General features: G+C 71.3%; 14 protein-coding genes. All 14 read right to left on the reverse strand.

The window, feature by feature from the left end:
* Positions 1–103: 103 nt before the first annotated feature.
* Positions 104–1345 carry a hypothetical protein gene (locus VF647_13290; protein ID HEX8453070.1) on the reverse strand — a complete coding sequence of 414 codons (1242 nt, stop codon included), beginning with the start codon at positions 1343–1345 and terminating at the stop codon, positions 104–106.
* The gene (locus VF647_13295) at positions 1345–2223 is read right to left on the reverse strand and encodes a metallophosphoesterase family protein (GenBank protein ID HEX8453071.1); all 879 of its coding nucleotides are present in this window, start codon (positions 2221–2223) and stop codon (positions 1345–1347) included. The genes VF647_13290 and VF647_13295 overlap by 1 nt, the downstream gene beginning before the upstream one ends.
* A 255-nt stretch (positions 2224–2478) precedes the next feature.
* Positions 2479–3528: a tRNA (adenosine(37)-N6)-threonylcarbamoyltransferase complex transferase subunit TsaD gene (gene tsaD / locus VF647_13300; protein HEX8453072.1), complete on the reverse strand. Its 1050-nt coding sequence runs from the start codon at positions 3526–3528 to the stop codon at positions 2479–2481.
* Complete coding sequence (locus tag VF647_13305) at positions 3525–3944, reverse strand: hypothetical protein (protein ID HEX8453073.1); 420 nt, start codon at positions 3942–3944, stop codon at positions 3525–3527. Before VF647_13305 ends, tsaD begins: the two co-directional genes overlap by 4 nt.
* A 442-nt stretch (positions 3945–4386) precedes the next feature.
* On the reverse strand, positions 4387–4947 hold the full coding sequence (locus tag VF647_13310) for a TlpA disulfide reductase family protein (GenBank protein ID HEX8453074.1): 561 nt from the start codon (positions 4945–4947) through the stop codon (positions 4387–4389).
* An 8-nt stretch (positions 4948–4955) separates the two neighbouring features.
* A complete protein-coding gene (locus VF647_13315) occupies positions 4956–5873 on the reverse strand; it encodes a PASTA domain-containing protein (GenBank protein ID HEX8453075.1) in 918 nt (305 codons plus the stop codon).
* Positions 5870–7183, reverse strand: coding sequence for a 16S rRNA (cytosine(967)-C(5))-methyltransferase RsmB (gene rsmB / locus VF647_13320; GenBank protein HEX8453076.1), 1314 nt, complete (start codon positions 7181–7183; stop codon positions 5870–5872). The genes VF647_13315 and rsmB overlap by 4 nt, the downstream gene beginning before the upstream one ends.
* Before the next feature lie 2 nt (positions 7184–7185).
* On the reverse strand, positions 7186–7989 hold the full coding sequence (locus VF647_13325; protein ID HEX8453077.1) for a thiazole synthase: 804 nt from the start codon (positions 7987–7989) through the stop codon (positions 7186–7188).
* A 36-nt stretch (positions 7990–8025) separates the two neighbouring features.
* On the reverse strand, positions 8026–8244 hold the full coding sequence (thiS, locus tag VF647_13330) for a sulfur carrier protein ThiS (GenBank protein ID HEX8453078.1): 219 nt from the start codon (positions 8242–8244) through the stop codon (positions 8026–8028).
* Positions 8241–8876, reverse strand: a complete 636-nt coding sequence (locus tag VF647_13335; GenBank protein HEX8453079.1) for a thiamine phosphate synthase — start codon at positions 8874–8876, stop codon at positions 8241–8243. Before VF647_13335 ends, thiS begins: the two co-directional genes overlap by 4 nt.
* Positions 8851–9786: a methionyl-tRNA formyltransferase gene (fmt, locus tag VF647_13340; GenBank protein ID HEX8453080.1), complete on the reverse strand. Its 936-nt coding sequence runs from the start codon at positions 9784–9786 to the stop codon at positions 8851–8853. The genes VF647_13335 and fmt overlap by 26 nt, the downstream gene beginning before the upstream one ends.
* Entirely contained in the window at positions 9783–10286 is a 504-nt protein-coding gene (gene def, locus VF647_13345; protein ID HEX8453081.1) for a peptide deformylase, read from the reverse strand. The genes fmt and def overlap by 4 nt, the downstream gene beginning before the upstream one ends.
* Before the next feature lie 7 nt (positions 10287–10293).
* Positions 10294–10602: a preprotein translocase subunit YajC gene (gene yajC, locus VF647_13350; protein ID HEX8453082.1), complete on the reverse strand. Its 309-nt coding sequence runs from the start codon at positions 10600–10602 to the stop codon at positions 10294–10296.
* Positions 10603–10712: 110 nt separating this feature from the next.
* Positions 10713–11876 (reverse strand): tRNA guanosine(34) transglycosylase Tgt, encoded by a 1164-nt coding sequence (tgt, locus tag VF647_13355; GenBank protein HEX8453083.1) that lies wholly within the window; start codon positions 11874–11876, stop codon positions 10713–10715.
* Between the last annotated feature and the right edge of the window lie 1149 nt (positions 11877–13025).

The following is a 13025-nucleotide window of genomic DNA, read 5'->3' on the forward strand; positions in this document are numbered from 1 at the left end:
CCGGGGGGGGGGGGCCCATCCGATTTCCGCCCCCTCTCTCGATGACAGGAGGGCGCAGCCCTCTCCTGTTATCGGGAGAGGGGGCCGGGGGGTGAGGGCCCCCTCAGCGCGCTCCCTTGATCGTCGCCGACCCCAGCACCAGCCCGCGAACCGGGAGCCCCTCCGGCAGCATGCGCTCGATGGTCGACACACGGACCGGCCGCGCCTGCACGTCCACGTTGCTGAAGACGATCGTGTCGCCCACGGTGATGCCGAAGCTGCCGTCGATGCGCGTGCCCGGAGCGTCGAACCGCACGTCGCGGAGGTCGAAGAGGGTGCCCTCCGGGCGCGTCTCCAGGAACATCGACATCTTGCCGTGCGCGTCGCGGGGGAAGCGCGGATACATCCACTGCAGGTCGCGGAACGCCATCGAGTCGCTGCGGAACGCGACGTCGTAGTAGGGGATCGGGACCTGACGGCCGCAGGTCTGGGTGTCGTTCCTCGTGCAGATCACCCCCGATGTCGCGAGGCGCGAGCCGGGGAGGCGCAGCACCGGCGCATCGAACTCAACGCGGTCGGGGAGGATGGCGATGTTCCCCTGCACGTGACGCACGTCCGCGGGGCGGCGGAAGAACTGCACCTTGCCACGCAGCGAGTCGATGGTGATGCGCGACCCCGACTCCGCGCCCGGGGAGAAGCGGATCTGGCGCAACCTTCCCCCAACCCCCGTCATGTTGATGGTGCGCAGGTATCCGCCCTTCACCCGCCGCACGAGGATCGGCGACGTGTCGCGCAACGCCAGCCGCACCTCCTCGCGCTGGGCGCGGGCGGAGGTGGTGGAGTCCGGCGCCCAGGGGATCTCCACGCGCGTGAAGCCGTTCACCACGCGCAGCGTATCCACGAACGTCACGCGCTGCACGCGGGGCAGGTTGGGATCGCGCACCACGGTGTCCCGGAAGATGGACTGGTAGTTCCAGAGCGAGTCGCCCGGCGAGCGGCGCACGTAGATGTTGGGCTTGTACAGCACCAGCCGGTTGATGCGGATGCGCGGCGAGAGCAGCGTGCGCACGTCGTACGTCACGTCCGCACTGTCGGCCAGCACGAACGGCGTGCCATCCTTTTCGGTGAGCGAAACCCCGTAGAGGCGCGCGCCTTCGAAGAGGTTGCCGCTGATGCGCTGCACGTCCAGCGAGCCCTGCACGTTGCGCGCGAGGGCGTTGAGCGTGTACTCCAGGATGCGCGCGTGCCCCGCCCGCGTGCGCGCGACCAGGTTGAGGACAAGGAAGGCCAGCGCGACGCCCAGCAGGAGGCCGCCCACACCCCACGCCGTGTGCCGGAGGGCGCGGCTGCGCCGGGGGCTCGCCATCAGCGGTGGTCCTCGCGGAAGATGGCCTCGGCCTCGGCCTGCCCCTCGCGGTCCAGGGCGGGGCGGCCGCGGCGGAAGAACTGGTGCCGGCTGGTGGGCACGAAGTCCTGCACGTCGTCGAAGTACATGTAGTGCGTCACCCGGATGTGCCGCGCGTCCACCCGCACCACGTTGAGCGAGTTCTTTTCGCGCTCCCTCGCCCTACCCCTGCGCGACGTGGAGGTGCCGCTCTGCACGATGATGATGCCGTGCTCGCGGTCCGCCCCGGAGTACACGTCCAGCGAGTTGCCTATGTACGCGCGGTGCAGGTGGCCGCCCATGATCATGTCCACCTTGAAGTGCGTAAAGGCGTCCAGCGCGCGCTTGGCCTGCGGCATCACGGCCACGCGGTCCCAGTCCGGCGGGGGCGCGAAGTGGTGATGCGACACCAGGATGCGCGCGTCCTCCTCGGGCACGCCCTCGAACGCCTCGCGCGCGAAGTCGATCTGCCAGCGGTGGATGCGGCCGTTGACCGTGGCCCGCAGCGGCGCCGTCGAGTTGAGCGCGACGATGGTGGCGCCGGGGAGCTTCGTGACCGTGTCCAGCTCGGGCAGGATGTGCGCCTTGTACAGGTCGTACGGGTGGAAGACGCGCTCGGCGAAGCGGTAGAGCGCGATGTCGTGGTTCCCCGGCGTCACCACGGTCGGCACGGACGGGAGCCGGTCCAGGTACGCGCGCGCCGCCGCGAACTGCTCCGGTAGGGCGCGCTGCGTGAAGTCGCCGGAGGCCACGATGGCGTCGGGCTCCAGCTGGTGCGCGAAGCGCTGCAGCGACTCGCCCACGCGCTCCTGGAACGGCGGGCCGAAGTGCAGGTCGGAGATGTGGAGGAGCGTTATCAAGCCGGCGCCGGTCTGGTTCGGGTCGTGTGGCCCACGGTCATTCGTTCGCGATGCGACTCGCGTACCATTGTCTCACGCGGAGACGCGGAGACGCGGTGAAGAACAGCGAAAAGCCTCACACAGAGAACACAGAAGGAACTGAAAGCCACAGAGAAAAGCCTCTTGTTTGTTCTCTCTGTGGCTCTGTGTCTCTGTGTGAGCCATGCAGTTGCGGTTCCTCCGCGTCTCCGCGTCTCCGCGTGAGGCAGCAGTTTTTCAGCGCTTGCGCAACCCGGGGAACGGGAGATCGGCGCGGGCGTTGAGGTCCAGGCCGGAGACCTCGCCGCGGGCGAAGCGGAACTGCGCGGCTCGCGCGATCATCGCCGCGTTGTCGGTGGCCAGGCGCGGCGAGGGGGCGAAGACGGCGCCGCGCCCGCCCAGCCGCCTCGTCAGCTCCGCACGCAGCGCGCGGCTGTTGGCGACGCCGCCGCCCAGGACAACGCGCGGGCAGTTCATCTCGCGAACCGCGCGCATCGTCTTGGTAGCGAGGACGTCGACGGCGGCGTCCTGGAAGGCGGCGGCCAGGTGCGGGACTTCGGCGTCCAGAGTGCCCTCACGCTCAACCTCGCGCACGCGGTTGCGGAGCGCCGTCTTGAGGCCGCTGAAGGAGAAATCGTAGTACTCGCCGTCTTCCGGGCGCTGGCCGCGGTTCAGCAACGGGCGCGTGAAGCGGTGGCGCGACGAGTCGCCGCCCTCGGCGACGCGCTGGATGGAGGGGCCGCCCGGGTACGGAAGGCCCAGGATCTTGGCCGCCTTGTCGAACGCCTCGCCCGCCGCGTCGTCGCGGGTGGCGCCGAGCTGCACGTACTCGCCCCACGCCGGCACCCAGAGGAGGAGCGTGTGGCCGCCGGAGACGAGGAGCGCGACGAACGGCGGCGTGGCGTCCGGGTGCTCGAGCTGCGTGGCGAAGAGGTGCGCCTCCATGTGATGCACGCCCACCACCGGCTTCCCCGCTGCCCACGCGGCGGCCTTGCCCCACGAGACGCCCACCAGCAGCGCCCCGATCAGCCCCGGCCCCGCCGTCACCCCGACGACGTCCACGTCCTCGAGCCGCACGCCGGCCTCGCGCAGGGCGCCGTCCACCACGTCGTCCAGCGTGCGCAGGTGGGCGCGCGACGCGATCTCCGGCACGACGCCGCCGTACAGGCGATGCACGTCCTGCGTGAAGATGACGTGCCCCAGCAGCTCGCTCTCACCGCGCAGCACGGCGGCGGATGTCTCGTCGCACGAGGTCTCGATGCCGAGCACCAGCGTCGGACGCGTCATCGTACGGACGGCGTATCGGGAACCGGCTGCAGCGCCAGCTTCACCAGCCCCGGCCGCACGTCGAGCGCGCGGACGTTGCCGCGCGTGCCGTCGGGGAAGCGCACCATGCCTGGCTCCAACACAAAGGTCCGCTGCCGGCCCACGTTGCGCACGTGCAGCACGAGCACCGGCTTCTCCAGCGCCAGCTCGCCCATCTCGCGCCACTTCCCCGCGAAGCGCACCTGCACCATGCGCGGAGTCGGCGGCGCACTCAGCGTGAACGCCGGATCGAGCAGATGCGGCTCGACCTTTACCCCGATCCACTGCTCGGTCGGCTGCTCCGCGCGCACCAGCACCCACAGCAGCACCGCCAGCACGAGCGCCGCCAGCTTCAGCTTCCAGTTGCGCGTCACCCGCCGCACGGAGAAGGGCTTCATCCGCGCACCCCCCCCTCTGTCATCCTGAGCGACGCCCCACACCAGCCTCGCCCCGTCTCCACCCTTTGGCGCGGAGCGAAGGATCTACTGCGCGTGGCCGGACCTCCTGCCTCACCGGCTAGATCCTTCGGTCGCCGCCGGAGTACGGCGCACGGCAGGCATCCGTTGGGCGGCTCCCTCAGGATGACAGAAAAGGGGGCCGGCGCATCCCCCCTTTCTGTCATCCTGAGCGACGCGCCACACCGACCTCGCCCCGTCTCCACCCACTGGCGCGGAGCGAAGGATCTACTGCGCGTGACGAGGGGCCCGGAGTGCAGCGCCGTGCTCCTGCCACGCCGGCTAGATCCTTCGGTCGCCGCAGAAGTCCAGGGCCCGACCGAGATCAGTGAGGCGGCTCCCTCAGGATGACAAAAGGGGTGGACCGTTCGCGAAGAGCGCCGCATCACTGCTTCAGGAGCCGGCGGATCAGATCCACGTTCGCCTGATCGTCCCATTCGGTGGCGCCGATGACCTTTTTGCGGATGCTGCCGTCGCGGCCGATCACGAACGATTCGGGGATGCCGGTGGTGCGGTAGGCGCGCTGGATCGCGCCGGTGGGCTCGCGCCACAGGGGGAAGGTGAGCCCGTACTCCTTTCCGAACGCCGCCACGTCGCCACCGGGGTTGCCGCCCGCATCGCGCTTCCCGGGCGCGGCGTCCACGCTCACGGCGACCACCTTGAGCCCCTCCCGCCCGAGCTGCTGGTGAAGGCGCTGGATCGAGGGCATCTCGTCGCGGCAGGGGCCGCACCACGTCGCCCAGATGTTGAGGAGCACCACCTGGCCGCGCAGATCGGCGAGCGCGACCGGGCGCCCCTGCAGGTCTGTGGCGCGGAAGGCCGGCGCTTCGCTCCCCACGTCCAGCGGGAGGAAGGAGCCGCGGTTGGCCCAGCCCACCCCCACCAGTGCCGCGAGCAGGGCGATCACCGCGCCCACGACGATCCACTGCCTCCGCGATTCGGACATGGCCGCGCTCACCGCTCAGCCGGCGGCGGCGCCGGAGGGAACTCCTGCGGCGGCGGGGCCTGCGGCTCCTCGGGCTTGGGAGCCTCCGCCGAATCGGGCACGGCGGGCTCCTCCGTCACGGGCGGCGGCGGGTTGGGATCGGTGCCGGAGACCGTCACGTTCACCGCGCCGCCGCGCCGCAGGGAGTCGCCCGCGGCAGGGCGTTGCGACGCGACCCCGCCGAGCGCCTCCGTCGACTCCGGATCGTACGACACGTTCCCCAGGCGGAAGCCGGCCGCGCGCAGCCGCTCCTCCGCCTCGGCGAGGGGCAGCGCGACGACCTCGGGGACGGGGAACTTCGGCGGGCCGGCGCTCAGGGTGATGGTCACGACGCTGGGCACCACGGCCAGAGTGCCCGCGCGCGGCCGCATCCCCACAAAGGTCCCCTCTTCCTGGTCGGCCACCATGCGCTGCACCTTGACCGAGAAGCCGAAGCGCTCCAGCAGCGTGCGCGCCTCGCGCAGGGTGAGGCCGGCGATGGGGGGCACGGGGTGCCGCTCCGGGCCGGCGCTCAGCACCACGCGGATCTCGGCGCCGCGGGTGACCTCCTGGCCGGGGAGCGGGCTCTGCACCAGCACTGCACCGGCGCGGATGCGCGGGTTGGCGAGGCTGCCGCCGCGGCCCAGCTCCAGCCCCAGGCGGTCCAGCGTCCGCTCCGCCTCGCGCAGCGGCTGCCCGCGCAGGTCGGGGACGGTGACGATGGCGGAGCGGCCGAAGCCGGGGAAGAAGAGGAGCGTGATGACCAGGTAGCCGAGCGCGAAGGCGCCCAGCCCCGTGCCGATCACCCAGCGCAGCAGGTTCCCCTCGGTGAAGGGCCCCACCACGCGCTCGGGGATGGCGGGCACCCAGCGGCGCGGCGCGCGCGGCGGCTTCACGGGCGCGCTCACGCGTTCCTCCGCATGCGCGCGGCGAAGGCGCCGTCCACCCCCTGCCGCTGCGGCAGGACGCAGAGGCGCCCGCGCTCGTCCAGCAACGCGCCGTCCACCGCGCCGGGGGCGGGGCTCATCGACCAATCCGGGTGCTCGGCCAGAAAACGCTCCATCCGGTCTTCGTTCTCCTCGCGCTCGAGCGAACAGGTGGAGTACACCAGCACCCCGCCGGGGCGGACGACTTCCGCCGCCGCGCGCAGGAGCTGGTCCTGCAGCTCGGTGAGTGCCTGCAGGTCGTGCGGGGCGATGCGCCAGCGCCCATCCGGGTGGCGGCGAAAGGTGCCGGTACCGGTGCAGGGCGCGTCCAGCAGCACGACGTCCGCCGGGCGGAAGGGAGGCATGCGCGCGTCCGCCACCACCGCGGCCACCCGGTCCCGCCACCCGATGCGCTCCGCGTTCTCCACCACGCGCCGCATGCGGCGGCGCGACAGGTCGGCGGCGGCCACGCGGGTGCCCGGCTCCGCCAGCCCCAGCGCCTTGCCGCCCGGAGCCGCGCACAGGTCCAGCACCGTGGCGCCCTCCGGAGCGGCGGCGTAGCGCACCACCAGCGCGGCCGCGGGGTCCTGCACCACCGCGGGGACGACGGCCAGCGCGTCGGCCGCGGTGCCGGGGGGCGGAATGCGCAGCGAGTCGGGCGCGAAGCTCACCAGCTCCGCCGCGATCCCGGCGGCCGCGAGTCGCTCCGCCGCCTCCTCGCGCGCCATGCCCAGCGGGCGCAGATAGAGCTCGGGACGGGCGTTGTTCGCCTCGACGAGAGCCCGGACGTCTTCGGCGCCCCAGCGCGCGATCCATCGGTCGAGCAGCCAGCGCGGGTGCGAGCCCGCCGTGGCCAGGTGCGCCGCGGGATCGAGCTCGAAGCTCGGGAAGCGGAGCTGGTCGCGCCGGCGGTGCAGGTTCTGGAGAACGCCGTTCACCAGCCCCGCCGCACGCGATGCGCCCGCGTCGCGCGCCAGCTCCACCGACTCGCTGACGGCGGCGTACGGGGGGACGCTCCCCATCTCCAGGAGCTGGTACGCGCCCAGGCGCAGCACGTCCAGCACCTCCTCCTCCAGCTTCGCCACCCCGTCGCGCACCAGCGCGTCGAGCACGTGGTCCAGCCGTCCGCGCAGCCGAAAGGTGCCGTACACCAGCTCCTGCGTCCAGGCGCGGTCGCGCGGCTCCAGCCCGCGCGTGGCATGCTCCAGCGCGCGGTCCGCCAGGTCGCCGGTGCGCACGCGGCGCAGCGTCTCGAGCGCCGCGTGCCGGGTGGGGGTCGCCCGCCCCTTCATGCTCAGTCGAGCATCCCCTTGCGCGGCGACGACGGCACCGCGCGCTCGCGGCGCGGCATGCGGCCGGCCAGGAACGCCAGGCGCCCCGCCTCGGTGGCCAGCGCCATCGCGCGCGCCATGCGCACCGGCTCCTGCGCCTCGGCGAGGGCGGTGTTCATCAGGATGCCGTCGACGCCCTGCTCCATCGTCACCGCCGCGTCGGACGCCGTGCCGACGCCCGCGTCCACGATCACCGGCACCTGCAGGCGCGCCTTGATGGTGCGGATGTTGTACGGATTCACCAGCCCCAGCCCGCTGCCGATGGGTGACGCCAGCGGCATCACCGCCGCGCAGCCTGCGTCTTCGAGACGAAGGGCGGTGATCAGGTCGTCGTTGGTGTACGCCAGGACCTTGAAGCCGTCCGCGACCAGCTCACGCGCGGCCCGGATGGTCGCGTCCGCGTCGGGCAGGAGCGTCTCCTGGTCGCCGATCACCTCCAGCTTCACCCAGTCGGTGAAGCCGGCGGCGCGCGCCAGGCGGGCGTAGCGCACCGCGTCCTCCGCCGTGTAGCAGCCGGCGGTGTTGGGAAGGAGGAGGAAGCGCTCCGGGTCCAGATGGAAGAGGACGCCTTCTTCTTTCGTGCGGTCCAGGTCCACGCGGCGCACGGCGACGGTCACCACCTCGGCGCCGGATGCCTCGATCGCCTGCACCATCTCGTCGTTGTTGCGGTACTTCCCCGTTCCCACCAGGAGGCGGGAGCGGAGCGGGCGGCCCGCGATCACGAGCGGCTCGTCCATCGTCTGCACGTCCAGCATTGCGGTCGCCATGTATCCCTTCCTTCCCGCCTGAAATGCGATTGGTCGTCAGCCCCCGCCGACGAAGTGTACCAGCTCGAAGCGGTCGCCGGGCTCCACCGGCGTCGCGTCCAGCGCTTCGCGGCGCAGGATGTCGCCGTTGCGCTCCACCACCACCATGCGCGGGTGGAGATCGAGGTGCTCCAGCAGCGCGGCGACGTGGAGCCCCGCGGGGACCTCGCGCTCGTCGCCGTTCACCTGGATCGAAACCGCCGTCATCGTCGTCATCCCATCCACTCCTTCAGATAGCTGCGCACCGCCCGTGCCGGGCTCGGCGCGTCCCACACGCCGCGGATGGCCGCGACGCCCCGCACCCCCGCCTCCCTGAGCTCCGCCACCCGCTCCGGCGTCACCCCGCCGATGGCGACGAGCGGGAGCCCCTTGAACCCCGCGAGCGCCCCTACCCCGATCCCCGCGCGCCCCGGATGCGACGCGGTCGCGTAGACGTTGCCCACCAGTACGAAGTCCGCGCCGCCCTCCCGCGCCTCGTCCACTTCGGGCGATGTGTGCACGGAGACGCCAACCATCCGCTCCGCACCTGCCAGCCTCCGCGCATCCGCCGCGGGGAGGCCGCGCTGTCCGAGCTGCACGCCGTCCGCGTCCACCGCGAGCGCCACGTCCACGCGATCGTTCACTAGGAGCAGGGCGCCGGCGTCGCGGGTCAGCGTGCGGAGCGCCTCCGCCCACCTGTACACCGCAAGCCCGTTCGCGGACGGCGCGCGCAGGTGGAGCACGATCGACGGGCCGCCTTCGGCCACCACTTCAGCGGCGGCGCGGAGGAAGTCCGGACGCGCGGCCGTGGCGTCGTCGGTGACGACGTGGAGGGGCGGAAGCTCAGCCCTCGGCGCCGAAGCGGTCATCCACCGACACGCCGCGCCCGCGCACCCACTCGCCGGCGGCCATGCGCCGCTTCCCCGGCGGCTGCACCTCGCGCACGAGGACGGCGCCCTCCCCGCAGGCGACGAGCACGCCGTCTTCGCCCACCGCCATCACCCGCCCCGGCTCTCCCGTGCCGCCGCTGGCGCGCGGGCGAAAGAGCTTCACCGCACCGCGCGCGCCGTGCGGGGTCCACGCGCCCGGCACCTCGTCCATCGCGCGGACGTGCAGCGACACGCGCTCGGCGGAGAGCGTCCAGTCGATGCGCGCCGTCACGCGGTCGATCTTGGGGGCAAAGGTGGCGCGCGAGTGATCCTGCACCTCCTCGACGGCCTGGCCGCTCTCCATCAGCGCCAGCGCCTCCACCACCGCCTCGGCCCCGACCGCCGACAGCCGCTCCGCCAGCTCGCTCGCGGAGTCGTCGGCCAGGATCGGCTCCTCAACGCGGAGGATCATGGGACCGGAATCGAGTCCCGCCTCCATGCGCATGATGGTGACGCCCGTCGTCTGGTAACCGCGCGCCACCGCCCACTGGATGGGCGCCGCGCCGCGCAGCTCGGGGAGGAGCGACGCGTGGATGTTGATGGAGCCCATCGGCGGCAGCTCCAGCACCTCCGGCTTCAAGATCTGCCCGTACGCCACGACCACGGAGAGCTCGGGCTCCAGCGCCCTGGCCTGCGCCATGAACTCGTCGCCGCGGGCGCGCTCCGGCTGCAGGACGGGGACGCCCATCTCCATCGCCTCGCGCTTGACGGCGCTCATGGCGATCCCCCTTCCCCGCCCCGCCGGCCGGTCCGGCTGGGTGACGACGCCCACCACGTCGTGCCCCTCGTCCGCGATGGCGCGCAGCGGGGTCACGGCGAACTCGGGCGTTCCCCAGAAGAGGATCCTCACGATTCCTGCTTGCGGTACTTCTTGACGAGCATGTTGCGCTTCAGCGGCGACAGGCGGTCCAGGAAGAGGATGCCGTCCAGGTGGTCGATCTCGTGCTGGAGGCAGCGCGCGAGCATCCCGTCCGCCTCGATGCGCACCGCGTTCCCCTTGGGATCGACGCCTTCCACCACCACGGTCGCCGGCCGCTCCACCGCGGCGGAGATGTTGGGGATGCTGAGGCACCCCTCCTCCCCCTTCTCCCGTGCCTTCCCGGACTCCACGACGCGCGGGTTGAGGAGGGCGAACGGCTCCTCCCCCTCCTCGTTGACGTGCACGACGATGAGCCGGCGGGAGATCCCCACCTGCGGCGCGGCGAGGCCGATGCCGTGCGCGTCGTACATCGTCTCGAACATGTCTTCGATGAGGCGGTCCAGCTCGGGGTCGTCGCCGCTGAACTCGATCTCGTCGGCGCGGCGGCGCAGGACCTCGGCGCCGAGCGTCTCGATCTTCAGAATCGCCATCGCTCGTCTACTTGGCGTCGGCCGGGGCGGTGGCCTTGCGCTGGATGCGCGCCTTTTCCACCACCACCGTCGAGGTACCGGTTCGCAGCGTCACCTGGTCGCCCTTGATCGCCACCACGTCGCCGATCAGCCCCCCCGCGGTCACCACCTGGTCGCCCTTCTGGAGCGACGAGATCAGCTCCTGGTGCTGCTTCATCTGCCGCTTCTGCGGGACGAAGAGGATGAAGTAAAAGATCGCGAGCATCGCCACGATGGGCAGGAAGCTCACGAACGGGCTCTGGGATGTCGCGGCCTGGGCCAGGATGAGGGAAGGCATATGGGTTCAGTTCGGTGTTGGGCGAAAGTGCTAAGTGCTAAGTGCTAAGTGCTGAACAGCAGTGCGTGAGTGCGTTAGTGCGCTTTTACTTAGCACTTAGGACTTGGCACTTAGGACTTCTTTTTCCCCTCGTGAAACCTCTCCAGCCACCCTCTGCTCCACCCCGCGAACGTGCCCGCCGCGATCGCATCCCGCGACTGCTCCGCCAGGCGCACCAGGAAGCGCAGGTTGTGGATCGAGAGGAGCCGCATGCTCAGCGCCTCGCCGGCCACGAAGAGGTGGCGCAGGTAGGCGCGCGTGTAGGTGCGGCAGGTGTAGCAGTCGCATTCGGGGTCGAGCGGCCCCGCGTCCAGGCGGAAGCGCTGCCCCTTGATGTTCACCTGCCCCTCCGCCGCGATCCAGACGGCCCCGTTGCGCCCGTTCCGCGTGGGCGCCACGCAATCGAACATGTCCACGCCCCGCGCGATCGCCTCCAGCAAGTCGTCCGGATAGCCGACGCCCATCAGGTAGCGCGGGAGCCGCTCGGGAAGCTCGGGGTAGAGCGCCTCCAGCATGGCGTGCATCGCCGGCTTCGGCTCCCCCACCGACAGCCCGCCGATGGCGATGCCGTCCCAGTCGCCCGCCGCCAGCGTGCCGCGCGCGCTGGCCACGCGCAGGTCCGGGTGGACGCCGCCCTGCACGATGGGGAAGAGCGTCTGCACCGGCCCCTCGGGGTCCTCGTCCGGGAGCTGCGCGAAGCGGGTGCGGCAGCGCTCCAGCCAGCGCAGCGTGCGCTCGTACGCCACCGTGGCCAGCTCGCGGCTGCTCTGCCCCGGCGGGCACTGGTCGAAGGCCATGATGATGTCGGCCCCCAGCGCCCGCTCGATCTCCATCACCCGCTCCGGGGTGAAGAGGTGGCGCGAGCCGTCGATGTGGCTCTGGAAGGTGACCCCCTCCTCCTCGATCGTGCTGATGTCGGAGAGGGAGAACACCTGGAAGCCGCCCGAGTCGGTGAGGATCGGCTTGTCCCACCCCTGGAAGCGGTGCAGGCCGCCCAGCTCGCGCACGGTGTCGTGGCCGGGGCGCAGGTACAGGTGGTACGTGTTCCCCAGGATGATCTGCGCGCCGAGCGCGGAGGTCTCCTCGGGGGTCAGCGTCTTCACCGTGGCCTGCGTGCCCACCGGCATGAACACGGGGGTGCGCACCTCGCCGTGCGGCAGGCGCAGGGTGCCCGCGCGGGCGGCGCCCTCCCTGGCTTCGATCTCGAACTCGAACAGCGCTCCCGCCTCCTGCACGTGTGCCGCGCGCCCGGCCCACCCCGGACCCGATCCAAGCCGGTAGTTTGCCGGAAGTTGGGGGAGAAAGCAAGGCGCGGAGGAGATGGAACGGATGGAACAATCACACAGAGGCCACTGAGGGAAACGGAAAGCCGCGGTAACCCTCTTTCCGTAGGGCTGTTTGTAGCCAGTGCGTCTTTATTTGACGCTGCCGTTGGAGCGTGCGCGGCCTGCCGAGCCACCAAGGTTCTCGCCGTCGGCGGGATCCCCCGCGGGGCGCGCCCACCTTTTCGATTACTAAGTGCCTTTTTAGGTTGTTGACGAGCAGTACACGCCTGTTTACCGTTCATGCACTCCGCGGAATGGCAACGCACCCCGTCCAGAGCGGCGACCCCGTGATCGTGCGTCCCGAGGACAAGGCTGATTCGCACAACGCGTCATCGTACAGTCCCCCAGCGGTACGAGCACTAACCGGCACGCTGGCGAGATTCCCCTTCCTGGTACCTGGCCGCTGATGAAGGCGACGATTTCCGCTTCGGTGCTCTGCGAACAGCGTGTGGGCTCTGCACGGCGCTTGGGTGCGGCGCTCATGGTCGCTCTAGGCGCATGCGGGCCGGCTGAGGACGGAGCCACGATGCCGGAAACCGATCCGCGCGTGGTGTGGTCCGTCGCGATTCCCGCGCCGGGGAACGGCACCCCGATCGCGACGGACGACCGCGTCGTGATCGCGGGCGACTCCGGGCTCGCGGCGTACGACGCGCGGGGCGGCACTCTGCTCTGGCGCACGCCGGTACGGGTCGCGGGGGCAAACCGCGGGCTGGTTCTACACGGAGCCCGCCTCTTCTCGGCCGCGGTGGGTGGTGCGCGGGCGTACGACATGGCGACCGGCGCCCTGCTCTGGGAGCGCCTGATGCCGCAGGACGCCGCGCTGGATGCCACGGATGCCGCCGCCGACGAGAAGGCGCTCTACATAGGCACACGCGATCTCCGGGTGCTCGCCCTTGACCGCGAGTCGGGCCAGCCGCTGTGGGACGTCCGCGTCCCGCGCGCTGACTGGCATGCGTCCAGCCGCCAGAGCGTGGCGGGGATCGTTACCTCGGGCGACACTGTGTATGCCGCAGTGAACCGTGACCTGACTGTGGGAGCTTTCGAGTCGGCGGTTGTATT

This window comes from Longimicrobium sp., from assembly GCA_036387335.1.
Taxonomy (GTDB): Bacteria; Gemmatimonadota; Gemmatimonadetes; order Longimicrobiales; family Longimicrobiaceae; genus Longimicrobium.